Genomic DNA, 24,469 nt, shown 5'->3' with positions numbered 1-24,469 from the left:
TAAATTTACAGCATATACAAGTCAATAGTGGCGAGATTTTATCTAATTTAACGCCTTGGGGCTATCTTTTGTTGAAGCAACTATCAATTAATCACTTCAACAGGGATATTTGAGGGTAAAACTTTGATCAATTTTACTTGCCAGCCCTCATGTAATTGGCAAGCTGATTGTCGGTTTTGTGCCAATTTATAACCAACATAGCCACCAACCACACCAAACGCCAACGCAAACAACTCATGAGAAATACCCAGAGAGTCTAGCGCCCACTGAGCCAATAAACTAGTTAAAATCAGACCAAACAATGGCCACATGTAGACTTGCCATGCAGCACTTAACAACAACTTTTCTGGCAACCCTATTAGCACTTGATCACCAAGCGTTAGCTTTTTCTCAGTGACTAAAGAAAATTCTACCGCTTTGTGATTAAACGCTTTGGCGATTTGCCCACTACCACAGTTTTCGAGTTGTTGGCAGCCACTACACGATGACTTAACCGTGGAACGCACCGTAATGTGTGTGCCATTGATTTGTGTTACTTGAGCAATCTCTTCGATCATGGGGTATTGTTCGTCACCAATAAACGAACAGAATCAGCTATGCGTTTGGCCGATACAGATGGCACCTTTCCGACCACGCTCACTTCAATACCGTTTACAACTTGATTAAGCGCAATGGTTGCACCATCAAAAACAAAATCAGCGGCTCGCTGTTGTTCTTGAGCTGGTGAAACATAAACAGAAACATGCACAAGCCCATCAGTAAATGATTGGAATTCAACCGGTTGTTTAGTGGTTAAAATACTATGGCGATTGGCATTTATATGTTTAAAACCCGACGGAAGCCAATCTACCACCCAAGACAATTTCTGTTCTTGAAAGCCCTCGGGAATAGTTACCACCTCTGGCAATTCTGTTTTCTCAAGAATGTTTAGACTTTCAGGTATCTTGTCGTCAATATCTAAGTGAGTAAATTGAATCTGCTCTAATTGCTGACCTTTCCTGTTTACAATAGCCAGTTTCAACAACAAATGTGAGCTTTGATCTAACCATACCCAATAAGCGTACTTACCCGCGTCTTTCGGTAAAATTCTCACTATTTGTGCACTTCGTCCCAACACACGACTTTTACCCGCTGGAATAATATTGTAATGCTCTTTTAGCGACAAAATATCACCACTAAAGATATTTGGAATAGGACCACTAAGCGTTTCAGTATTTACTGAATAAGGAGGTAACTCAGGCTCTATATAACTGACAACATCGCCTTTTTTAAGAACATCACGACGAGGGCCATTAAGTAAGGATAATATTTCTAAACGTTCTCCATTTTCGTTAACCCCATGAAACCAATGATATGGCTCTGCATGATTGTTTTTTACGACAACAAATGAAGTACTAAAATTTAGTGAATTAAGAGAGTGGGAAAGTTGAGTTAACCAAGACTCGGCATCATCGATAGCGTCTTGCTGCGACGCTTTCACTGGTATCGCCGACAATACCAGTGAAATAAATAGGACTAATTGTTTCATTTAGCTGATTTTTCAGCCTCTTGTATTGGAGTTTCTGTCACCTCAGACGTAGCTAGCGCTGAAATTTTCAATTGTTGCTTGTGATCTTGTAATAACGCATGAAACTTTCTGTGTTGTTCAGCCATCGTTGGTTCTTGAGAAACTCGTGCATTTTGTTGGAAGTTTAAACTAACTGGCTCAGCAATACCACCTACTGCACGACCTGTATCAGCAACTTGATATGGCGTTTGAGTATCGTTGCTCGCCACATTTTGCTGTACACCAATAACCATCATACCTGCAGCTGAGGCCGCAATAGCAACTTGCCCAAACGGCTTTGAAAACTGTACAACTTTTGCTTTGATTTTTTCTTTGATAGTAGGTTTAGCAATTGGTGCTAACACGGTAGGCTCTTCAGCGATGGCGTTGGCAATGGCATCTGTCAGATCAAAGTCTAACTCATTTGGCAATTCGTCTCGTATCGCATCACCAATGAGGTGATATCTTTGCCAAGTATCTGCCATATCATTGTCTTTAAGCACATCTTGTAAAACCGAATCATCTTGTGCCTGATAGTTATCTACCAAAGACGACACAGTTTCAAATTTGCTCTCACTCATAAAAACACCTTAACAATTTAAATTTTAGCGCTGAAGTAATGGACGAATTTTTTTATCTACAGCTTCACGAGCTCTAAATATTCTTGAACGTACTGTGCCCACAGGACATTCCATAATTATCGCTATTTCTTCGTAACTCAATCCTTCCAGTTCTCGCAGATTGATTGCTGTGCGCAAATCATCTGGTAACTGTTCGATGGTGCTAAACACCACCTTTTTTATTTCTTTCGTTAACAGTAATTTCTCAGGTGACGCATTTTCTCGTAAAGCATCACCTGAATCATAAATCTCTGCATCTTCAATTTCAACATCTGATCCCGGTGGCTTTCGACCACTGGCAACCATATGGTTTTTTGCGCAATTCACCGCAATACGATATAGCCAAGTATAAAACGCGCTTTCACCTCTAAAGTTTGGCAGAGCGCGATAGGCTTTAATAAAGGCCTCTTGCACAATATCTGGTACATCACTGTGGTTTTTTACATAGCGCGAAACTAAATTTGCCACCTTATTCTGATACTTTGTTACTAGCAGGTTAAACGCTTTTTTATCACCGCGTTGCACCTGCTCAACCAATTTCTGGTCGACGTTTTGTTCGCTCATCCGAGCCGATTCTCCTACAAACTTTTACTTATTGACATCTGGCTCACAGCAAACGCATCAAGTAGGACTGCACTTGTGCGAAAAAGTTCTAAAAAATTTAAAAAAAATAAAAATTAATTCACTTAGCCTATTAATGTGCTGTTATCGCAATGCAGAACAGGCTAAAATTCTTCGCCTATAGAATACCTCAATTATCTGCATATATGAATCAACAACATAACTGTGATGTATTAATTATTGGTAGTGGTGCGGCAGGTTTGTCGCTCGCTTTACATTTAGCGCAAAACGCTGACGTCGTTATTTTAAGTAAAAGTAAAGTAAACGAAGGCTCAACTTATTATGCGCAAGGTGGTATTGCAGCCGTTTTTGATGAAAACGACAGTATAGAGTCTCATGTCGCAGATACTTTGATTGCCGGAGCTGGCTTATGTGAGCAAGAAGCTGTGCAATATACTGCTGAAAACGCTCGTGCATGTTTAGAATGGTTAATTGACCAAGGTGTTAACTTTGATCAAGAAGATAATCAAGGTGGCGACGTAAAATACCACCTTACCCGAGAAGGCGGTCATAGCCATAGACGTATTCTTCATGCCGCTGATGCAACAGGTCAAGCGGTGCAAACCACGTTAGTTGATAGAGTAAAACAGCACAATAGGATCCGAATTTTTGAGCGTTACAATGCGATTGACTTAGTTCGAGACAACAAACAATCAGACTCCCCGTGCATTGGCGCCTATATATGGAACCGCAACAGCGAAAAAGTTGAACGCATTTTTGCTAAAAAAACCATTTTGGCTACAGGCGGAGCATCTAAGGTTTATCAATACACATCTAACCCCGACATTGCTAGTGGTGACGGTATTGCCATGGCATGGCGAGCGGGCTGTCGTGTTGCCAATATGGAATTTAATCAATTTCACCCTACTTGTCTGTTTCACCCTGATGCTGGCAACTTTTTGATCACAGAAGCATTAAGAGGTGAAGGGGCAATTTTGCGCCGTCCAGATGGCAGCCGTTTTATGCCACAGTTTGACGAACGTGCCGAGCTAGCACCAAGAGATATCGTTGCGCGAGCAATTGATTTTGAAATGAAACGCTTAGGTGCCGACTGTATGTATTTAGACATCAGTCACAAATCAGCTGACTTTATCAAACAGCACTTCCCTACGATTTACGACAAAACGAAATCTTTGGGCATTGATATGACTAAGCAGCCAATTCCTGTAGTACCAGCGGCGCATTACACCTGTGGTGGCGTTATGATTAATAACAAGGGGCAAACAGACGTTGCCAACTTATATGCTATAGGTGAAGTTGCCTATACTGGTCTTCACGGCGCTAACCGAATGGCAAGTAACTCACTACTTGAGTGTTTAGTTTATGCCCGAGCAGCAGCGCAAGATATTGAAGCGAACTTAAATCACAAACAAAGGTATTTAACGTTACCGCCTTGGGACGAAAGCCGTGTCACTGACTCTGATGAAGAAGTTGTTATCCAACATAACTGGCACGAATTACGACTGTTTATGTGGGATTATGTCGGCATTGTCAGAACAACAAAACGCTTAGAACGCGCATTGCACCGAGTTGAGCTTTTGCAAAAAGAAATTGATGAATACTATCGTCACTTTAGAGTAAGCAATAACTTACTTGAATTGAGAAATTTAGTACAAGTTGCAGAATTGATTATTCGATGTGCCATGAGCCGCAAAGAAAGCCGAGGCCTGCACTATACGTTAGATTACCCAGAAACGAATGACGAAGCTAAAGTCACCGTGTTGACTCCTGCAGCTCATTAAACTTAAAGCGTAATACCCAACGACAAAGGCGGGCGTAGTCCCGCCCAGATAAGCTATCTTTAAAAACAAACAGGTACGTTATTTTTTTGTCACCTGATTGCGCATCTTTTAACAACAACCAGCAACCAATCCAAGTTAAGCGACTGCTCGCCAGTAATTGATATTGTCCACACTGGTTGAGTTGAATTTCACCTGAATCATTAAGTTCTATGTAGCTAGTTTTACTTGTAATGCAGCTAATAGCAATACAAGTAAATGCAACACCAATGGCTAGATAAGCAAAAGAAAATAACCAAACATTTGCTGTTGCAGCTAACGCAAGATAGACGCTAAAAATAAACAAAGCTAAACACCAGTTTAACTGTTGGTTTAGCTTTGAAGGTTTTATGTTTAGCCTACATTTTGATACGCTTGAGTATAAGTTGTACCATTTCCTTAAGCTGTGGATCGTCACATTCCTCGTGCCCCATAAACCAAGCAAATAATTCAGGATCTTGGCACGTTAATAATCGTTCAAATGTCCTTTTTTGCTCTTCTTCCAAGTCATCGTATGCTTTATCAACAAAGGGCATAAATATCACATCTAACTCAAGCATACCGCGACGGCACGCCCATTTTAATCTCGCTTTATTGACTGGCGCTGACATATTTAACCTTATTTATTTAAGTCGTTTAGCCGCATTTTAGCAAACTCATTTATTCAAGAGCTAGCTTTGCTATAAAAAACTAGTAAATTACTTGTTTTTATATGCTTTGCCCCCATAACTAGGCTAATGTCACCAAAGCTTCAACATGATTATGATCCGTCAAACGACTAATTCAAAACCCGATTTATCCGCATTACCTAATACTTTTGCCATTACATTAGACAATATGTCAGCTATCTCACTAAGCGGTGAAGATAAGACAAAATATCTACAGGGACAAGTGACCTGCGACGTAACAAAACTTACAGACAGCAACTGGATGTACGGCGCACATTGTAATGCTAAAGGAAAAATGTATAGCTGTTTTCGCGTGACCGAGTGGCAAGATAGCTACCTACTCATCCAACCCAAGACTACAATGGATGCATCATTAGCAGAGCTGAAAAAATTTGGTGTTTTTGCCAAAGTAGAAATTTCACCAACTAGTGATATCAGCTATGTTGCGCTCATTGGCGATTTAACAAAACAACTTGCTTCACAATTCCCTTCATTAGGCAGCAAAGCTGGAGAAGCAGTATCAGCAAACGGTATAAAATTACTGACGGTAGATGCTAAAAGTCACACTTTAATTGCAATAGGTGAATCTGCAAAACTCCAATCATTAATCGAGCAATTATCTATTGAAGTTTACCCAGCAGATGTGTGGAATTTACTTGAAATACAAAACGGAATTCCTTTTATAGTAGATACCTCTCACGAGTACGTACCTCAGATGCTAAACATGCAAGCAATTGGCGGAATTAGCTTTACTAAAGGTTGTTATTTAGGGCAAGAAACGGTCGCCCGTATGCAATATCTTGGTAAAAACAAAAAAGCGATGTTTGCCCTAGAAGGTGCTGGCAACATAGCAGCTACGCTAGAAAAGCAACTTGGCGAAAACTGGCGAAAGGCTGGCGATGTGACTAGTGTTTACCAAAGTGATGACGGAAAAGTGTACGTTCAAGCGGTTTTAGCAAACGACACGACCAACGAAATTAACATACGATTTAAAGAAGATATTGATTCAAAATTGACGCTAACACCTTTACCCTATGCGTTAAGCGACGAAACCTCAAAATAACTAGGAATTATTATGAAAATTGCACCCAATAAGGTGGTGGTATTGCATTACGCCGTATCAGATTCTAACGACAACTTAATCGACAGCTCATATGATCATCAGCCATTGTCAGTTATCCACGGCACAGGTTACTTAATTCCTGGTTTAGAAAATGCCTTAACAGATAAAGAAGCTGGCGAAAAGTTTGATGTTTTAGTTGAAGCTGATCAAGCTTATGGGGAGCGTGTTGACGGCTATGTCCAAACCGTTCCAAAGGCGTTATTTGAAGGCATTGAAGATTTACATGTTGGCGCTCAACTGCGAGCCACAACAGATGACGGTGAGCAAACTGTAATTGTCATCGATGTGCAAGATGATGAAATCACAGTAGATGGAAATCATCCATTAGCTGGCATCGACCTGAAGTTTGATGTAGAGATCCTTGAAGTGCGTGATGCAACAGAAGAAGAATTAGCACATGGCCATGTTCATGGCGAAGGTGGATGTGGCTCTCATCACCATGACGAAGATGAAGTTCATTAATTAATTTTATTCGGTAGGTCTAATACCAACACGCCTTAGTTGATATAAGTTAATTCTGCTTTAGGCCTGCCGTTTACTGACATTTTTTCATGTCTAATTTCCGCCATAATTAAACCTCTGGCTCTAAGTTAACTCTATCATTAAATAGCGCTCTGCTATTTTTAGCTAACGGTACAATCACATCAAAGCTATACAGATTCTTGAAGCACTGCGATCTGTCACCTACACTAAAAAAATCCTTATTCCGCAATTGATGTAGTACCATGCATTTAAAAAAGGATATGCTAAAACCAACTAAGTATAGTGGCGCATTCCTAACGCTCTCACTATTTATATTCCCAGTAGCCTATGCCGACGACACTCGACTTTGGGATATGAGCCTGCAAGAACTCATGAATGTTAAAGTTTCTGAAACGGGCACACTAACTGAAACCAAATGGGCTCAAATCCCCGCTGCAGTTACCCGCGTTAGCCAGCACGATATACAACAACTTGGCGCTCGATCTTTACTTGAATTATTAGAAATAACGGTGCCAAGTTTACAGGTCATTCGCCACCATTGGGAACTTCCTCATATCGGCTTACGCGGTGTCACCAGCGACCGAGAAGATAAAGTGATGATTCGAGTTAACGGCCGAGTAATGAACGAACGTTCTGCGCGCGGCGCTATCACTGAGCGCGACTTTCCTCTGATGAGGGACATAAAACACATAGATGTGATTCGAGGAGCGGGCTCTTCAATGTATGGTTTAGGAGCAGTATCTATCGTCATTGATATAACCACTTATGATGCCACATCACACAAAGAAAATAGTGCAAGCATTCGCGTTGGTGCAGCTTCGGTGTTTAGTGCTTTTGATATTAACTTGAGTAAAGATTTCGATAATGGTCTAGGAATATATTTCAATGCTGAGCTAGCTGACATTAAAGGGGCTAACCACAAGGATGCCCCTTTATTTTTTGCTGCAGATGGCACAAGCATTTCTACCGGTCAATATGTTGCTAAAGGACAGCCCTTCCCAACTAGATCAAGAGATGGCGAAGGATTTTCATCTAAACCTTTTATTAAAAGTCACTTAGAGCTTGATTTTGAGAATACAAAATTTTGGTTACGTTACACCAAAGCAGGAAGAAACTCAGCAACAACATTGAGATATATAGCAGAGCCTTATATCAGCGAATTAGATCTAGGCATTGAAAAGGAAGGTTTGTCTAAAATTGGCTATGAACAGTTAACCGCAACACTTGATCAATCCCATAAACTCAACAGCACGTTAAAGCTTGATTGGTTAATCAGTTTTGATAAAACCGATGTCAAAAAAATTCAACCGGTGGACATTTGGGACAAGAACATTTACGGCGAAGATGAGTTATTTGCAAAGGTCTTAGCGTCATGGCAAGTAGCGAACAATTCCAATATTGCATTGGGCTTTGAATATAGTTACGAAAAATTTGGAGTTCGAAGTATAGGTGATAATTTGTCGCCTTGGCATACCCATACCAACTCAATTATTGGTGAATGGCAATGGCGACCACATCAAGATTGGTTGGTCTTCATGGGTGGTCGGCTTGATAATCACACTTATTCTGACGCTGAGTTTTCCCCAAGGTTCTCCATTGTTTATTCAAAAGATCAAATCAATTTTTATAAATTAATCATGACTAAATCTCAACGAATGAAAACTGCTATAAGGCTTCATAACCAGCAAAGCAGAAGTGACACTAGTGCAAAACCAGAAGTATTAAACAGCCTTGAAGCCCGCTATGAACGTACAACAGATAACAATCTTTTAGGCTTAAGTGCTTATTACATCGATTTAGATACTTTGGGTTGGGATCAAGCAAATAGTCGCTCTACTGTCGTTGGTAACCAAACACAGTGGGGTTTTGAATTTGAGTACAAATTTGAAATTGATCATCATCGATTTAACTTTTCCCAAGCCTTTACCAAACTTATTGATTTTGACATTGCACAACCTGGCACTCAAACATTTATAACCGCGGCTCCTTATGGCTTTGGCAACGACCTTGCGGATTGGGGAAAACACACATCAAAGTTTTGGTACAGTTATCAGTTAACGGAAAATACTAATCTAACTACGACATTACGAGCTATTTGGGGATTTGAAGGCTCACGTGATTATAGAGATTACCGAATTGCTCTTGGTGGAAATAGTGACGATATTATTAGCAAAGACTGGAAAAAAGGTTATAAAAAACAGCTGTATTTAAATATTGGCCTGCACCACCAGTTGTCAAAATTTTCAAACTTAACCTTTAATTTACACAATATACTTGGTGTCATAGATAAGGATTTAAATAAACGATCTTACCGTGACTCTATTGGAAGCTATAGAAACGAAGCCACAGCGATGTCGATTGGTTATACAATGAATTTTTAGCCGTTTGATCAGATAGTTTAAATATCTATACATGCAAGTGGTACTCATTCCAACATCTATTGGTGAATAAAACTTATAACACAAAAACAAACCTAATAACTTCTCCCAATTCTCCGCCAAATAACAACTTACCTGTGTATACCGCGTAAACAAACTATATTTCATGTTAACTAACCACTTCCCTTCAACACAAAATAAAACTTAAACAATTGTTTTTAAAATAATTTATTAAACACAAAGCACTATTGCCGGTATTAGTCATACCTAGTAATTTGTACATTTGCACAATTGTTTTTGCAAATCATTCTTATTTGCGTTATCTTTCCGTCCGATTTTTACAACTAATTTATTTAGGCTCTTTTATGACAAGTCCTTTATTTAAACTAAGTGCACTTTATATTGCTACTGCAGCAATATTTTCGGTCAATGCCTTTGCATTTGAAGACGAAAAGGAAATCGAAAAAATCCAGGTATTGGGAAACAAACACAGTAACTACTTAGCGGTTGAATCTGAAACAGCCACTAAGTTAGGCATCTCTATCAAAGAAACTCCCCAAACAGTTCGAGTAGTGACACGCGCATTAATGGACGACTTTTCATTAGATGATGTCAATCAAGTACTCGAAACCACTCCAGGCGTTTCGGTTGAAAAAATAGAAACAGATCGTACTTACTATAAGGCACGTGGTTTCGACATCCTTAACTTTCAAGTTGACGGCCTAGGTCTGCCCCAAGATCAAGGTGCATTACAAGGCACGCTTGATACCGCAATTTATCAACGAATAGAAGTAGCAATGGGTGCAAACGGTATCATGACTGGCGCGGGTAACCCTTCAGCAACCGTGAATTTTATTCGTAAACGTCCAACTACAGATTTTCGTGCTGATGTATCTTTTACTACGGGTTCTTGGTCAAACAAACGATTAGAAGGTGACGTATCTGGTAGTATTACCGATAATATTTCAGCTCGAACGGTCGTTGTTAAACAAAAGCGTGATTCATATCTTGACCGCTACGCCGTTGATCGTGATGTATTTTATGGCATAGCCGAATTTTCCCTGACAGATTCTACAACGCTAACCACTAGTTTAACTTATCAAAGTAACGATGCTGACAGTCCGCTTTGGGGAGCATTAGCCTTATTTGATAGCAAAGGGAATCCAACAAATTACGATGTATCTACCTCGACGGCTGCCGATTGGGCCTATTGGAACAATACCTCTGAACAAGCTTTTGTAGAACTTGAACAGCTGATTGGTAGTAACTGGAGTGTTGTTGCACGCTATGCACATACGCAAAACGAACAAGATTCTAACCTTTTTTACGTTTATGGCACGCCAGATGCTGAAACAGGCGAAGGTTTAAAGGGTTGGGCAAGTGATTACCAACTACGCGATCGCATTAACTTATTTGACATATATGCTAGAGGCAGCTTTGAACTTTTTGGCCAAGAACACCAAGTGGCTTTTGGCGCAAGTGAAGCTGATATGTTTTATCGTGACCGTTCTTTGTATGATAACACCTCGGGCAACGGTTACCCGAAAGTGCCAAATCTAAATGGCTGGAAAGGTAATGCGCCAATACCTGTTTTAAAGGATATTACGCCAGGCTCAGAGGGTTCTGATGTCAACAGTGAACAAAGTTCACAATATATCTCAGCACGTTTTTCGTTAACTGAAGATTTAAAATTTCTTACTGGCCTTAGACATACCAAGTGGGAAACTGAAGGTTTATCTTACGGGAATAACAAGGGCAGAAAAGAAAGTGATACCACATCACACTTTGGCTTAGTTTATTCGTTAAACGACAAGGTTAACTTGTACACGTCGCACACCGAAACCTTTGCACCACAAAGTGAAAATGACCTTACAGGACGTCAGCTAGCACCAATCGAAGGCGATACTCAAGAACTTGGTATCAAAGCAGAATTGTTTGACGCAAAACTGATGTTAAACGTAGCGTTATTCCAAGCAGAGCAAAGCAATATTGCTGTCGCCGACGTTGCAAACTCAACACCAAACAATACAGTGCACAAGGCTGCACCAGGCATTGAATCTAAAGGATATGAAATTGAGCTAAGTGGTGATTTAGGGTATGGCTTTAGTGCTAACCTTGGCTACACCAACACTGATATCGATGTATCTGACACCATTAACGCCGGCAACGTTGAAGCACAATTAGTGAAGAACTACACCCCTAAACAGGTATTTAAACTGGCAGTAAAACATGATGTTGCAACTGTCAAAGGGTTAAGTTTTGGTATGAATATGCGATGGCAAGATGACATCAGCAGAATCCAAAATCAGCAACCACTAATAGTGACAAAACAAGGTGCCTATGCGGTAGTTAACTTTATGGCAAGTTACGATATTAACGAGCAGGTTAATATAACGTTTAACGCAAACAATGTATTCGATAAGAAGTACCTAAACTCTTTGTATTGGGCACAAGGTTATTACGGCGCGCCTCGAAATTTTGCAGTCACTTTAAATTGGTCACTGTAAAAAACATAACATAAGGCCGCCGATGCGGCCTTTCTTGTTTAATAACAAAAAATTTTTGAGCTAAGCGGCTCTATAATTTCTAACAAGTTGGGGCATTATAAAAGATGAAAAAAACCCTTCACTTATGGCATCGTTATTTAGGGCTATTTATAGCGATACCACTAATCATAATCTCACTTACTGGCAGTATATTGGTGTTCAAAGAAGAAATTGATCATCTAATAATGCCAGAACTGGCCACAGTAAATGCACAACCAGGAACTAGGCTAAGTTATGATCTGCTGCGAAATAAGTTAAATCAGCAGTTAACACACTATGAAATTGGCAGCTGGGAAGTATTCGATGATGGAAAAACCGCAGACAGAGTGTATGTAATAAAACACGGCACTAAAGACTGGTACAAAGTCTATTTAGATCAATATCAAGGTATAGTGCGTTCTGCTCCTGTTGCCGTCGATTTTTACTTAACCGATTGGCTACTTGATTTACACTATAAATTTCTTATTGGTGATACTGGCCTTTGGTTTACTGGCTTAGCGTCTCTCATACTAATGTTTATGGGAATTTCAGGGCTAACTATCTATCGTCAGTTTTGGAAAAAGTTTTTCACGCTCCGGCTTAAATTAAAACGTACCGTACTGTTCAGTGATATTCACAAACTTGTTGGTATTTGGTCTGCCCCTATTTTATTAGTGATTGGTTTTACCGGTGTTTACTGGAATATCTCTGAAATTATTCATCATGAACTAGAACACAGTGACGAAGAGCACCATCTTATCACTGGACGTTTGTACAACCATGATTTATCACTCGATACTATGGTTAACACGTCAATATCACAGATGGGCGGATTCAGACCCACGTATATTCTGTTTCCATACGAGCCCGAGCTCCAAATATCCTTGTTTGGAGAAGTCAGTGATATCAGTGTTGTCACCAGTGAGTACTCATCAACGGTAAATTTTGACAAACAAAGCGGTAAACAATTACCTAACTATGATATTCGTGAAGCACCGCTATTTTTGGCCGTAGTAGACAGTTTCAGAAAACTTCATTTTGGCTATTTTGCTGGATTAACCAGTCGCATCATTTGGTGCATTATTGGTTTAACACCACTGATTTTTGCAATCACAGGAACGTATTTGTGGTTAAAGCGCAGAAAACCCCAAAAACATAAGGTGGCTGCAGTACACGCCAATTAGTGTAAACATGATTAACTAAGGCTGTGAGCGTTCTAGAGTTAAGTACAGAAATTGAATTAACAGGTGACAGAGAAATATTCGTTGATATGTTGCATTAAGTTACTTGCGAAAAACAAAAAAGCCCCAAGAGTTAATACCTCTAGGGCTTTTTTGATTGAGTTAATCCCAAAATTACTGACCAAACTCAGATTGTTTTAACCATAGTATGTTTGTTCAATTCGCTGACAAAAAGCCACTAAGTTGTCATAACTGCGTGCAAGCTGATTAAAGTTATTAAAATAATCAACAGAGATTACCTCACACAACATGGAGTAGGCTAATACATCAAATGAACTGATCTTATCACCAAAGAAATATGGCTTATCAGCCAACAAGGTTGATAGTGCACAAAAATAGTTTTTCGCAAGAGCCAACAGTTCTGACTCACTATGACGACCAAAACCTTGCCCTTTCAGTGTTTTTTTAACGTCTCGTTGCACTAATCCCGGTACAAATAATTTAAGCGGTGCTGGTAAGTCAGCAAAAAAAGTATCACGGACAATTGGCCAGGTATCTTCTTTTATCCAGCGGCTATACACCAATATCCAATACAAGCTTTCATCAAGTGCTTTACTGTATAACAGTGCTTGCGCTTTTTGTTCTTCAGACAAATGATCGTCGATGTTTACTTGGTACTTTTCGGTTAAGTACTCAAGGATAAAGTGAGAGTCAGCAATGGTTTTGTCACCGTCAGTGATAAATGGCAACTTGCCTTTTGGCGATTTTTTTAAATTATTTACATCATTAACGGTTTGATATTCCAGCCCCGCTAACTTCAGAAATAAATCCACTTTTACCACAAATGGGCTGGCATCTATCACTCCAAATGCTGGTCCAAAACCATATAACGTAATCATGTCGTCATCCTTAAGTTGATTTTTATTTGTTCAGTTGGCATTAGCATACTCAACAAGTAAAACACTGTAAACACATACAGTAAAAATAAATTAACTTAGTTTGTTACGATTTATTGCGCTTGTTGTGCAAACTTTACGCGACTTTCGATTGAAGGATGTGAACTTAAATATTGTTGTAGCTTATCGAGTTTTTCATGGTCAGCACTTATAGCAAGCAGTGCATCACCAAGTGCGGATGTTGGAATATCAAACGCCTGAAGCTGTTTAACCGCATAGCTATCAGCTTCTTTTTCTAGCTGCTGAGAAAACTGGTTTTGTACAATGGAGGTAAAACTACCGGAATATAATTCAGCAATACCCTCCATATCACCCAATACATAAGTCATTAATAGTGTTGTTGCTAATGACTCTGCAATCAACTGCATACCGTGTTGATGTTCTACATGGCCAATTTCATGAAAAACTACCGCCATCACCGCATCTTCATTATTCTTTAGCAGTTTGAGCAGTTCATCAGTTACCACAATTGTGCCCCCAGGCAGAGCAAATGCATTTGCTCCCATTGAGGGAGATTGACGAAACAACACCTGATAATTGTTTTGTTGCAAATCAAGTTGATCCAGAGATTTTTGCCACAATTGTTGCCAGCGCTGTTGAGTATTTTCATCAAGTTCAGAGGGTTTTAACATTAACTCGTCAAACACGTACATGACCTGTCGGTCGATGGACTGTTTAACAGATATTGGTACCATTGGCGTCATTTCTTTTGCAAGTTTTGGAATGCCTTTAGCAACGATGCCATAAAAACACAAAGGCACCAACAGCAGCGCCAACAAGCAAGCAAACTTGTTTTTCTCCAACCAGTCAATCACTCCGCCGTGGCGCGAATTTAGTTGACTCAATTCGCTACCTTTTGGCAAAACTAACAAACCACCACAAGGTAATTTAATTTCTTGTGGTAAATTAGCCATTGGTGGTGTAATCACTAAGTTATCAAGCGAAACACGTTGATTTACGTGCTCGCCTGAAACGATAAGCTGCTGAGATTCAACACTGAGTGTTACGTCTTGATATTGGCTGCTTTGTGCGGCAAAAAACTTTGCAAACGTGCTCATTATGTTAAAGCAACATCCACATCAAAAATATTCGCTACTTCTTCACCTAAGGCGTTACTTTGCTCCGCGATATTATCAATAACGTTTTCTTTGTTTTCATTAAGTTGCACTTCAGTACGGCCTACAACATAACGCGCTTTACGAATTTTTGCCCAAGGTAAAGCAAATCCTAAACTGAAAATAACGATAGCAAGGTTAGATAAATTTAACCAAGCTAGTGAGCCAATTGAGAAAGAAGAATCAAATTTAGCTACTTCATCTAGCTCTGTTTGTCTGAACATATGGTTACGTATCATGGTGGTATAAACTGCAGAAACTACAGTAAACACAAGGAAGTAGATCACTAAAATTACATAAGGCAGAATGGCAGATGATACACTTCCTTGTTCAATAGCCTCAGGAGTAGGCATAGCAATACCAGCCAAACCCAATGCAAAACCAAAGGTCATCACAGCAAAAATCATGGCAATAACCGTTAGAAAAGACGCAAAATAATATTGGCCAGTTTCCAGTTCAGGTTTAAATTGACGATCGCCATAATAGCTATTGCTGATCAAAAAGTTATCTATTCGTTTTAATACCCAAGGTAACAACAAATAGAAAGTAAATAGACTTGCTACAGGCAAAACTAGAAAGTTCAACAACGCTTCACCGTATTGTCCTTTAAAGTCAAAACGCACGTTGCGGTAACTGCTCATACGTAAATTAAAACGTAAACTTGCACAAATCAAAAACGGGAAAGCAAACAGTAATATCAACATCAGTACTAAACCAGCCACAGGAGAAAAGCTGGACAGTAAATAGTAACTGACAAACAAAATCACCGCGATAATGCGGCCTTTAAGAATTTGTATTGGCGTTGCTAAATAACTAAAGCGATGGCCGTCTAGTTCAGTATTGCCATAAAAATATCGTTCATTTCTCACTTTTGCCCAGGCGGAATAAATACCCAAAGTAACAATAGTGAGTAGTACGTTAACAATCCAAATTTGCCAATATTCGCCTGTTTTACCTGAAAAACTAAAAGAGACTGGCACAAATGTATTGGCAGCCTTAGGAGGGTTGTTATCTTCCATAATGATTATCCTTTTTTATAATATCTTGAAAAATTACCTTAATTTCCAAAATATTACAACATGTAACTTAATATTAACAAAGGTAGGGACGATAAACGCCCCTTCATAAAAATGCTATTTTTCAGCTGCGATGACAGAGATTTCAACGAGTAACACGTCTCTTGCCATTGGTGCTTGAACACAAGCTCTAGCCGGCGCATGCCCTTCAGGAACCCATGCATCCCACACTTCATTCATCTGCGCAAAATCTTTCATATCTTTTAAGTAAATTGTGGCAGACAACATGTGCTCTCTTGAACTGCCCGCCTGCTCTAGCAATGCATCTACTTTTTCAAGCATAGTGGTAGTTTGACCGGTAATATCATCGTTTGCGTCTTTACAAACTTGGCCACATAAATAAATAGTACCATTGTGCTTAACGATGCGACTCATGCGTGCACCAGTTTCCATTCTTTCAATCATATCGAAGTCCTAATATAAAATTTTCACTATTTTAAAGATCTATCTCTTATGCAGAAAGTAAATTTTGCTATTAACACTTTATTGCTTGAACACGTTTTTTGATCCGGCTTAAACCAACGGCTGTGACACCTAAATATTTTGCTAAATCGTGTTGTTTAACCTGCTCTAATAAATGAGGAGAGTTCTGTTTCAATAACAGATAACGCTGTTCGGCACTTAAGCACAAAAACTCATACTCCCTGCGCTCTTTTTTCATTGCAAACTGCATTAACAAATTAATGACAGTATTAGCTAAATTTATATCTTTGCGACTTTCTGCTATCAGTACATCAAAAGGTAAAGAAACCAATTCACATTCAGTTAAACATACCAAACTAAAGCTTGCGTTTTGCTTATCTAATGCGGCACTTAAACTGCCAATAACATCGCCATGGGTAATAAAAGATTTAATAGACTCTTTGCCATCCTCTGTGACATAAAACGCCTTCAACAGTCCAGATTTAACAAAATATAGGTGCTGTTCAGCTTCGCCTTGGTTAAACACATAATTATTTTTATTTTTTAACACGGGTTTACCGTGACTTAGAAAAAATTCACTTAAGTCCATTTCTGTTAACTTGGGTTAATGTTTCATTTAATACAACTCGCTAGCATTGCTGTAACTTTAATCAGTTGGAACAACCGAGATGCAACTTATCAATAAACGTATTGTTATCACAGGCGCAACCTCAGGTATAGGTTTAGCGTTAGTAAAACAGTTATCACCACACAATCAATTGATTGTTATTGCAAAAGATCAAGAAAAATTACAACGTTTAACAGTGCAATATGCCAATGTATCAACAATCAAAGCAGACCTAAGCGACTTAGCAGCAACAGAATTAGCGGCAACAAAAATCATAACGCAATACCAATATATTGATGTATTAATTAATAACGCAGCTATTCAGCATACGGCTCAATTACTCGATAACGATTTTTTATACCAACATATTCAGCAAGAGATAAACGTTAACTTTACCAGTGTATGTAGTTTGGTTTATTTACTGCTGCCTACCCTTCTTCATACACAAACCGCCATCATTTTGAATATCAATTCTGGTCTTGCCTTAGCCCCTAAAACCACTTCAGCTATTTACTGTGCGACCAAAGCAGCACTGAATGCTTTTAGCCAGTCCCTCAGCTTTCAACTTGCCAATACCAATATTTCAGTGCAGCAAGCTTTTTTACCTTTAGTTAACACTAACATGACACAAGGGCGAGGTAGCGGAAAAATCAGTGCCCAGCAAGCTGCGACAACCATCATAACAGGGATGGAGAAAAACATTGGTGCCCACGATATTGGCAAAGTAAAGCTGCTGCGACTTTTACTCAGGTTAGCACCGTCTTTTGCCAGAAACATGATGAAAGCCTACTAGAGCTAAAAATAAAGATTAAGGATTAAACAGTGAAAATACATTTACCATTATTATGGAGCCTAATATTGATGAGCAGTACGCCAGCTTTAGCACATAACTTACTTATAAATATCACTAACATCAAACCTGAAAAATCAGGGCAATTATTAGTGATGGTATTTGAAGAACAAGGTTTTCCTAAACAACATGAAAAAGCCATTGAAATTAAAACGCTCACCGGCTTAACGCCGACCATGCAAGTATCATTTGAATTAACACAAGATACTGTGGCAATCAAAGTACTGCACGATGAAGATAGCAATGGCAAAGTCACAAAAAATTGGACAGGTATTTGGCCTAAAGAAGGTCTGGGATTTTCTAATCAACAAAAGGTTGGTTTAACAGGAGTACCAAGATTTCAAGCCAGTAAAATTCAATTGGCAAGTGGTGCCAATCAACACATCGTTGAACTAAGATACCCTTAGGCGTTGATATGAAAGCTCTTTTAAAACTTATAGTTATTATTGCAAGTATCTTTGCCGTCACTTTTGTCGTTGTAAAAACCACGGGAGTACTGTCAATTGAAAAAGTTGAACATTGGTTAACCGTAGCCAAGTCTTTATCCGCTATGTATGTCGCTATTTTGGTCGTTTGCTTGTTATTTATCGATTTATTTATCGCAGTGCCAACATTAACCATTATAATTTTAGCGGGCTACTTTTTGGGTGCTAACCTTGGAGCAATATCAGCGTTATTGGGGTTATGTCTCGCCGGCATTACTGGTTACTTATTAAGTAAAAAATATGGTAGTAGGCTGCTGTCACTATTGCTCAAGGACAAAGAGCAGCAACAACAAGCTATCAATTCATTTAAAACCTATGGGTTTACCATGATCTTGCTGTCACGTGCATCCCCTATTTTACCTGAGGTTACTGCTTGTTTATCAGGCATGACAGGTATGCCCTTTAGCCGATTTATTATTGCTTGGTTCATAAGCTCAACACCTTATGCATTAATTGCAGCATATGCTGGTTCAATAAGTTCAATTGAAAATCCAAAACCTGCACTCATTACCGCTATCGTGTTAACTGCATTTTTTTGGTTTGCTTGGTTGTTATTTCATCGATACATAAAGCGCGATAAAGCTATAAAAGTTAAAACCAGCTAATATGCCTAAATGAAAAGCCTCGCAATAATGTGAGGCTTTCATGACTAGTTACACATGCACTTCTTTTCTTCCAAAATACCACGCTGACAAAATTAATACGGCGATACCAATACCTGCTCCAAGTTGAACCGCCGTTTGTTGTACATTTGGGTCGCTAACCGAAGTGCCTATGGTGTGGTATGTCCACGGATTAAACACCCAGTATTTTTCAGAGTTCATCATTTTCATACCGGCTATAGTCATGGCAACACCAACGGCAAGTGGTAACACCACATTTTTATAATGCCAACTTAAAATATGACCAAATACTAAAATTGGTAAACTGGCAATTGCGACTTTCACTAAGTGACTTAGAAATGGAGAAGAAAATGCATCTTTACCTTCATATCCGAGCAACATCATAAAACCAATGCTCAGCGATGTTAAACCATACATGATCAATGACGCTAAAATCACTATGCCCCACGCAATCATCACTTTAACCAGAAACAACTGCCACGTTTTAACAGGAAAACTCAGCATTAATCTCAGGCCCGCATGTTTGTGTTCAACATGATTGATTAAAGTAGTAACTAAGGCGATAAAAAGTGGCAACATCAGCATATACCAAAGGGACATTGTGCCCATCCAGTACATTTGCCAGCCGTCTTTTGCAATGCGCTGGCCAGATGACTCCATTACAAAAAGCAATTGAAGCAACACTACTGCTAGCGGACACAACAGTGACATTAGTAGCGCTTGTGAACGTTTTAGCTTTGTTAACTCTACCGACATTAATGTGATCATATTCATCATTTATTACCCTACTAACTGTTGCTCGCCAAAATATGTTTCTAAAGAAGCTTTAGTAAAATGAGAACTAAAGACACCGATATGGTTTGAAAACAACCAATGATGTGCGGCAATACAATTGTCTCTATCCAGATCGCTAACAACCACTAAATTGTTATCTTGTTGAAAAGCTTTGTAACCACCTTTAAGTAACAAAGCTATTGCTTTGGCTGGGTTGTCACAATCAATCAACAAACAGCCTGACTGATCCAAAAGCTCGGTTAATTTGCCCTGTACCTTAGTTGCGCCCGTTTCAATAATTGCCACATGTGAACTTACTTTTTCCACTTCATCGAGCAAATGACTTGATAAAAACACCGTACAACCTATCGCAGCTGGTAGGTTTTTTATTAAGGAGCGCATCTCTTTCATTCCTTGAGGATCAAGGCCGTTAGTTGGCTCATCTAAAAGCAAAACTTTAGGTTCACCCAATAAGGCATTTGCTAATGCAATTCGTTGTTTCATGCCCAGTGAAAATGCGGCAATTTTTTTATTGGCAGCGTGTTTCATATCGACATGTAAAAGTGCATGTTCAATACTCGACTTAGGTAAACCTTTGATGCGCTGACCAATAGATAAAAACTCGTTGGGTGTTAAATCATCATACAAAACAGGGCTGTCAATTAAACAGCCCAAATGTTTTTTGTAACTTGGGTCAAAACGGTTGATGGTTTTACCAAACATTTCTACACGACCACCGTTAAACCCCAATAACCCAGCTAAAATACGAATAGTTGTAGATTTACCAGCGCCATTATTGCCTAAAAAAGCAAACACCGACTGCTCTGGTACATTAAGCGACAGCTTTTTTAATACCTGATGATCAGCAAATGACTTTTCAACATTTTCAATCCTAATAATATCTTGCATAACCAATTAACCTTGTTTGTTAAGTGGTGCTATTACATCAATAATCTGATTAAAAAACCTCGGTCTACTGCCCTAAATTGACTAGGTCTACAGACCGATTTATTTTCAGGCCAAGTGAGGTAAACTAATAGCAAGTTAAAAATAAAAATGAACAATGAAATTAAAAGAAACCTTAGTGCAACTGATAAAGCCGTCTTTAAAGTTGCAATTTTTACTGATCATGCTTGCGGTAAGTTATCTAGGTACCGTATCGGTATTACTGATATTAGTGAGCTTATTTTCCAACCCAAGTGGCATTCAGCAACAGCAGTTTTCCACTTGGTATCAAAATCATGTTTTAACAACAGAACATTATTCAACTACGGACTCGAGTTCACCAGAATGGTCAAGCAATATCAGCACAAAACTCAGCAATTACCTAAACAAAACCGTAAACATTGAATCGCTTGGACAAGTTGATTTTCATTGGTTTGTATTAGTGGATAAAAACGCATTTTTTATCAAAGCCTACAACACAGACAACTATCATCAAGGTGATTTAACCTCACAACTTCCGATGAATGCGCGCGATGACTTAGCCGATGCACTGGTTGGGCGCTTCAACTCCGGCATCGAACCTCTAGCCAATAACAATAAGTTAGTGATCAAAGCGATAAAATCAGACGATGGCGAAATTTTAGGTGCCTTAATTAGTGAGCAAACTTGGCACTTTCCAACCAATTATTCTTTGCTAGACAGTGTTTTTAACGCCTCTTCTCTTAAGTCAATTTTGTTTATTGCATTGGCACCGATGGCTCTGATATTGCTCGTGGTATTGATACTGCTAGTTATTGCCTCTAAGCGTTTAAAAAGTGATTGGCAGCAATTTACTCAAGTGATTTCGTTTTGGCAACAAGGTGATTTTTCATCCAAATTGCCAACCGATAAGCCAAGTGAAATAGCTAACAGCTTCAGCCAGTTAAATGCCATGGCGGATGCGCTAGCACAACACATCGAAAAACAGCAACAACAAACAGAAGTGCGCGAGCGACAGTTATTAGCAGCAGAGCTACACGATACGGTAAAACAAACCCTGTTTGCCAATAACCTAGCATTAGCTACAGCCTTAAACATGTTAAATCAAGATAATCACTTAGAGGCGATGCATTATCTACAAGAAGCGATTAAAGGAAATCAAACAGCATTTGGCCAAATGAGCCAACTGATAGATACCTTGCCGACCAATGATACTCAAGCAATAGAAATAAACACTTTTATCTCGGCCTTTAAGCATGAGTTTAACGCTGAACTTATCACTATTGATATCACGCATGAGTTAACACACCCTATCAGTGCAGAAAACCTCATTCTATGCCAGAAAGTAATGACGGAGGCTCTACAGAATGTCAAAAAGCATAGTAAAGCAACAAGAATTAAGGTGCATTTTAGTCAAAGTGAACAAGGAAAGTTGCTGCACTGTTATATCGTTGATGATGGCAAGGTAACTCACATAACGCCTCAGCAAGGCTTAAATTTGATGAAAAAACGTATTGAACAAGCATCGGGAATCGTTACCATTGCGCCCGGAGCAAACAAACCTTATTGCGGAGTTGAAATTACGCTATGTCTGAACAACTAAATCAACCAATTAAACTCGTTATCGTTGATGATCATGCCATTGTCAGACAAGGTATCGCCTCTTACCTGTCTACAGTGCCAAATATTTCAATTGTTGGCCAAGCTGACAGTGGTGACATGTTATTTGAACATCTCGATGCGTGGCAGCCAGACGTGGTTTTAATGGATCTTCAACTCACCAATACACATGACGGAATTCTCGCGACAGAAACACTTAAAAAACGCACTCCGGCTTGCCAAGTGGTCATATTAACCAGCTTTCATCAGGACGATTACATCGTGCAATCGTTCAAAGCCGGCGCATTAAGCTACATTTTAAAAGATATTGCACCTGATGAGTTGGCAAGCATCGTCATCAAAGCAGCAAAAGGAGATGCCGTGCTTTCACCTCTGGTAGCCACAAAATTACTGTCGCTTACCAGCAGTCAACCAGCTGATACTTCGCTGGATTTAAGTAATAGAGAGGTTGAAGTTTTAAACCTCGTTGCTCTCGGGTTAAACAATGCTGAAATTGCTGAGAAGTTATTTATTAACATCAAAACCGTGCGAACTCACGTCAGTAGTATTTTAAATAAACTGCAATTGCGAGACAGAACACAGGTTGCTATACACGCTTGGCGTACTGGTATGGTTCAGCAGCCAAGCGACTAGCTAAACATGACAAAAACTTTGATCAACCACTGAAATGGTCGCCTTATTTGCTACTCTGACTTTTACACAGGTAGCATTCTCTTGGATTTTTTCTTTTTGCACTAAGGTAAAGTCACCACGATTATCACTGTGTAACGAATATTCAAATGCTTGATCGCTACCTTCAAATATCGCGGTAAATAAACCACCAACTAATGCACCTGCAATGCCACCAGCTACCATATCTTCGGTGTCGCCATCTGCTTCATCAATAATACCCACACCTGCACCAACCAACACACCGGTGCCAACATCAGAGGACAATTCAACTGGCCTTACTGAAACTACGTTAGCGTAAAACTCTTGAACCAAATGGTTTTCTTCTACCCGATCGACTCCAGGCGTAGCACACCCAGCTAATAACAAAGCTACAGATAAATATTTGATCATACTATTCCCCTTTATTTTCTAAAAAGATTGTATAAGGGGTAACAGCAATTTGATGTTTAAACTGTGTGTAATCTTTGTAAATAAGTGTTTGTAGGTGTTAAATTATCTAATGTTTACTATACCTACAAACCACATAAACCCAATTAAGCCAAAACCTTTGATATTGATCATTTTTGATTAAACGGCAAAATTTTCTGTCGCCAGTCGATTGGTGGAGATCTGCCAATTTTCAGTTAATACTGCAGGTGATAAAAATTTCTGTTCGACCGTTTTTACTTTTCCTTTCGATACAAATTGTCCAGCAAACATAGACGCGTCCTCTAAATTAGCTATTTTTAATATATCATCAACACCGCGTTCAACTGGTTTTAAGGTTAACGACACTAGCCAGCGAGCGATTTTAGGTAGTGCTCTATATATATCCGTTTTAACCCCACCAGGACTAACACTTGTCACCACAATATTGTCCGAATTCAGTTTATCTTGTAACACATGAGTAAATTGTATCTGCGCTAATTTTGACCGGTTATAAGCCTTATTCCAATTGTATTTCCCATCGAAATCTGAGCAATTTAAATCATAACCAGGAAGACGATAGCAATCTGAAGAAACATTAATAATGCAACCTTGTGATGCTAATTTTAGGTTGTTGATTAACGCCAACGTCAAAGCAGCATGGCTAATGTGGTTAACTACCAAGGTTTTTTCTCGGCCACACTTTGCCACTTCCTCTTTCATATGCATAGCGCCGGCATTATTGATTAATACATCAATGACGGGATGATTTGTCGATATCTTCTGAGCCACCTGAGTAACCGAATCAACATCTGAAAAATCCGCCACATAACTATAAATAACGGTATTAGGCGCATCATTTTTTACCTCATTGATAGTAAGCTTAATTTTTTCAGGACATCGAGCAATAACGATTAGCTTATGCCCCTGTATAGCGAGTGATTTAAGCACTTGTTTACCTATACCGCTGGTTGCTCCTGTCACTAATATTGTTTTTACTGTCATGTTTTTTCTCC

General features: G+C 39.2%; 26 protein-coding genes. 11 read left to right on the top strand and 15 right to left on the bottom strand.

From position 1 onward, the window contains the following. Window positions 1-83 precede the first annotated feature (83 nt). From IE199_RS04980 to rpoE, 4 genes are read right to left on the bottom strand one after another with little or no spacing between them, the layout of a single operon-like run. A complete protein-coding gene (locus tag IE199_RS04980; RefSeq protein ID WP_189767879.1) occupies window positions 84-557 on the bottom strand; it encodes a SoxR reducing system RseC family protein in 474 nt (157 codons plus the stop codon). Then, on the bottom strand, window positions 554-1,528 hold the full coding sequence (locus IE199_RS04975; protein ID WP_189767877.1) for a MucB/RseB C-terminal domain-containing protein: 975 nt from the start codon (window positions 1,526-1,528) through the stop codon (window positions 554-556). The genes IE199_RS04980 and IE199_RS04975 overlap by 4 nt, the downstream gene beginning before the upstream one ends. Beyond that, entirely contained in the window at window positions 1,525-2,127 is a 603-nt protein-coding gene (locus IE199_RS04970; RefSeq protein WP_189767875.1) for a sigma-E factor negative regulatory protein, read from the bottom strand. The genes IE199_RS04975 and IE199_RS04970 overlap by 4 nt, the downstream gene beginning before the upstream one ends. A gap of 24 nt (window positions 2,128-2,151) precedes the next feature. Then, window positions 2,152-2,730: an RNA polymerase sigma factor RpoE gene (gene rpoE / locus IE199_RS04965; protein ID WP_189767873.1), complete on the bottom strand. Its 579-nt coding sequence runs from the start codon at window positions 2,728-2,730 to the stop codon at window positions 2,152-2,154. Between the two features lie 203 nt (window positions 2,731-2,933). Here rpoE and nadB point away from each other — a divergent pair, with 203 nt between their 5' ends. Next, window positions 2,934-4,529 (top strand): L-aspartate oxidase, encoded by a 1,596-nt coding sequence (gene nadB, locus IE199_RS04960; protein WP_189767872.1) that lies wholly within the window; start codon window positions 2,934-2,936, stop codon window positions 4,527-4,529. On the opposite strand, the gene IE199_RS04955 is transcribed toward nadB, so the two are convergent. Together IE199_RS04955 and IE199_RS04950 are read right to left on the bottom strand one after the other, a co-directional pair. Then, complete coding sequence (locus IE199_RS04955; RefSeq protein WP_189767870.1) at window positions 4,501-4,872, bottom strand: protein YgfX; 372 nt, start codon at window positions 4,870-4,872, stop codon at window positions 4,501-4,503. The two genes, nadB and IE199_RS04955, sit on opposite strands and share 29 nt — an antisense overlap. Before the next feature lie 52 nt (window positions 4,873-4,924). Continuing rightward, window positions 4,925-5,176 (bottom strand): FAD assembly factor SdhE, encoded by a 252-nt coding sequence (locus IE199_RS04950; RefSeq protein WP_189767868.1) that lies wholly within the window; start codon window positions 5,174-5,176, stop codon window positions 4,925-4,927. Between the two features lie 145 nt (window positions 5,177-5,321). Here IE199_RS04950 and ygfZ point away from each other — a divergent pair, with 145 nt between their 5' ends. From ygfZ to IE199_RS04925, 5 genes are all read left to right on the top strand, one after another. Then, on the top strand, window positions 5,322-6,296 hold the full coding sequence (ygfZ, locus tag IE199_RS04945; RefSeq protein ID WP_189767866.1) for a tRNA-modifying protein YgfZ: 975 nt from the start codon (window positions 5,322-5,324) through the stop codon (window positions 6,294-6,296). A 12-nt stretch (window positions 6,297-6,308) separates the two neighbouring features. Then, a complete protein-coding gene (locus tag IE199_RS04940) occupies window positions 6,309-6,818 on the top strand; it encodes an FKBP-type peptidyl-prolyl cis-trans isomerase (protein WP_189767864.1) in 510 nt (169 codons plus the stop codon). A 263-nt stretch (window positions 6,819-7,081) separates the two neighbouring features. Beyond that, a complete protein-coding gene (locus IE199_RS04935) occupies window positions 7,082-9,220 on the top strand; it encodes a TonB-dependent receptor plug domain-containing protein (protein ID WP_189767863.1) in 2,139 nt (712 codons plus the stop codon). A 362-nt stretch (window positions 9,221-9,582) separates the two neighbouring features. Further along, on the top strand, window positions 9,583-11,724 hold the full coding sequence (locus IE199_RS04930) for a TonB-dependent siderophore receptor (protein WP_189767861.1): 2,142 nt from the start codon (window positions 9,583-9,585) through the stop codon (window positions 11,722-11,724). A gap of 104 nt (window positions 11,725-11,828) precedes the next feature. Beyond that, a complete protein-coding gene (locus IE199_RS04925) occupies window positions 11,829-12,926 on the top strand; it encodes a PepSY-associated TM helix domain-containing protein (RefSeq protein WP_189767859.1) in 1,098 nt (365 codons plus the stop codon). Between the two features lie 194 nt (window positions 12,927-13,120). Here the strand turns inward: IE199_RS04925 and IE199_RS04920 are convergent, their stop codons facing one another. The 5 genes from IE199_RS04920 to IE199_RS04900 form a co-directional block, all read right to left on the bottom strand. Then, window positions 13,121-13,822: a glutathione S-transferase family protein gene (locus IE199_RS04920; RefSeq protein ID WP_189767857.1), complete on the bottom strand. Its 702-nt coding sequence runs from the start codon at window positions 13,820-13,822 to the stop codon at window positions 13,121-13,123. Between the two features lie 110 nt (window positions 13,823-13,932). After that, window positions 13,933-14,937: a M48 family metallopeptidase gene (locus IE199_RS04915; protein ID WP_189767855.1), complete on the bottom strand. Its 1,005-nt coding sequence runs from the start codon at window positions 14,935-14,937 to the stop codon at window positions 13,933-13,935. After that, entirely contained in the window at window positions 14,937-16,013 is a 1,077-nt protein-coding gene (locus IE199_RS04910) for a YjgN family protein (protein WP_189767853.1), read from the bottom strand. The genes IE199_RS04915 and IE199_RS04910 overlap by 1 nt, the downstream gene beginning before the upstream one ends. A 114-nt stretch (window positions 16,014-16,127) precedes the next feature. Continuing rightward, window positions 16,128-16,475 (bottom strand): RidA family protein, encoded by a 348-nt coding sequence (locus tag IE199_RS04905; protein WP_189767852.1) that lies wholly within the window; start codon window positions 16,473-16,475, stop codon window positions 16,128-16,130. A gap of 70 nt (window positions 16,476-16,545) precedes the next feature. After that, window positions 16,546-17,082: a Crp/Fnr family transcriptional regulator gene (locus IE199_RS04900; RefSeq protein WP_189767850.1), complete on the bottom strand. Its 537-nt coding sequence runs from the start codon at window positions 17,080-17,082 to the stop codon at window positions 16,546-16,548. 79 nt (window positions 17,083-17,161) lie between these two features. On the opposite strand from IE199_RS04900, the gene IE199_RS04895 reads away from it, so the two are divergent. Genes IE199_RS04895 through IE199_RS04885 form a run of 3 tightly spaced genes read left to right on the top strand, consistent with a single transcriptional unit; the run spans window position 17,162 to window position 19,040 of the window. Continuing rightward, the gene (locus tag IE199_RS04895) at window positions 17,162-17,893 is read left to right on the top strand and encodes an SDR family NAD(P)-dependent oxidoreductase (RefSeq protein ID WP_189767848.1); all 732 of its coding nucleotides are present in this window, start codon (window positions 17,162-17,164) and stop codon (window positions 17,891-17,893) included. A gap of 29 nt (window positions 17,894-17,922) precedes the next feature. Next, complete coding sequence (locus IE199_RS04890) at window positions 17,923-18,357, top strand: DUF2141 domain-containing protein (RefSeq protein WP_229854530.1); 435 nt, start codon at window positions 17,923-17,925, stop codon at window positions 18,355-18,357. Between the two features lie 8 nt (window positions 18,358-18,365). Beyond that, complete coding sequence (locus IE199_RS04885; RefSeq protein ID WP_189767846.1) at window positions 18,366-19,040, top strand: TVP38/TMEM64 family protein; 675 nt, start codon at window positions 18,366-18,368, stop codon at window positions 19,038-19,040. A 48-nt stretch (window positions 19,041-19,088) separates the two neighbouring features. On the opposite strand, the gene IE199_RS04880 is transcribed toward IE199_RS04885, so the two are convergent. Beyond that, entirely contained in the window at window positions 19,089-19,835 is a 747-nt protein-coding gene (locus IE199_RS04880) for an ABC transporter permease (RefSeq protein ID WP_189767844.1), read from the bottom strand. A gap of 3 nt (window positions 19,836-19,838) precedes the next feature. Continuing rightward, on the bottom strand, window positions 19,839-20,741 hold the full coding sequence (locus IE199_RS04875; RefSeq protein ID WP_189767842.1) for an ABC transporter ATP-binding protein: 903 nt from the start codon (window positions 20,739-20,741) through the stop codon (window positions 19,839-19,841). Between the two features lie 154 nt (window positions 20,742-20,895). Here IE199_RS04875 and IE199_RS04870 point away from each other — a divergent pair, with 154 nt between their 5' ends. Together IE199_RS04870 and IE199_RS04865 are read left to right on the top strand one after the other, a co-directional pair. After that, window positions 20,896-22,359, top strand: a complete 1,464-nt coding sequence (locus tag IE199_RS04870; protein WP_189767840.1) for a sensor histidine kinase — start codon at window positions 20,896-20,898, stop codon at window positions 22,357-22,359. After that, entirely contained in the window at window positions 22,344-23,009 is a 666-nt protein-coding gene (locus tag IE199_RS04865) for a response regulator transcription factor (protein ID WP_189767838.1), read from the top strand. Before IE199_RS04870 ends, IE199_RS04865 begins: the two co-directional genes overlap by 16 nt. On the opposite strand, the gene IE199_RS04860 is transcribed toward IE199_RS04865, so the two are convergent. Beyond that, complete coding sequence (locus IE199_RS04860) at window positions 23,010-23,438, bottom strand: hypothetical protein (RefSeq protein WP_189767836.1); 429 nt, start codon at window positions 23,436-23,438, stop codon at window positions 23,010-23,012. Window positions 23,439-23,615: 177 nt separating this feature from the next. Continuing rightward, window positions 23,616-24,458, bottom strand: a complete 843-nt coding sequence (locus IE199_RS04855) for an SDR family NAD(P)-dependent oxidoreductase (RefSeq protein ID WP_189767834.1) — start codon at window positions 24,456-24,458, stop codon at window positions 23,616-23,618. Between the last annotated feature and the right edge of the window lie 11 nt (window positions 24,459-24,469).

Origin of the sequence: Thalassotalea marina (genome assembly GCF_014656435.1) — a bacterium.
Taxonomy (GTDB): domain Bacteria; phylum Pseudomonadota; class Gammaproteobacteria; order Enterobacterales; family Alteromonadaceae; genus Thalassotalea_C; species Thalassotalea_C marina.
Note: the sequence above shows the minus strand (reverse complement) of the source record. Positions and strands in the feature narration are given on the sequence as shown.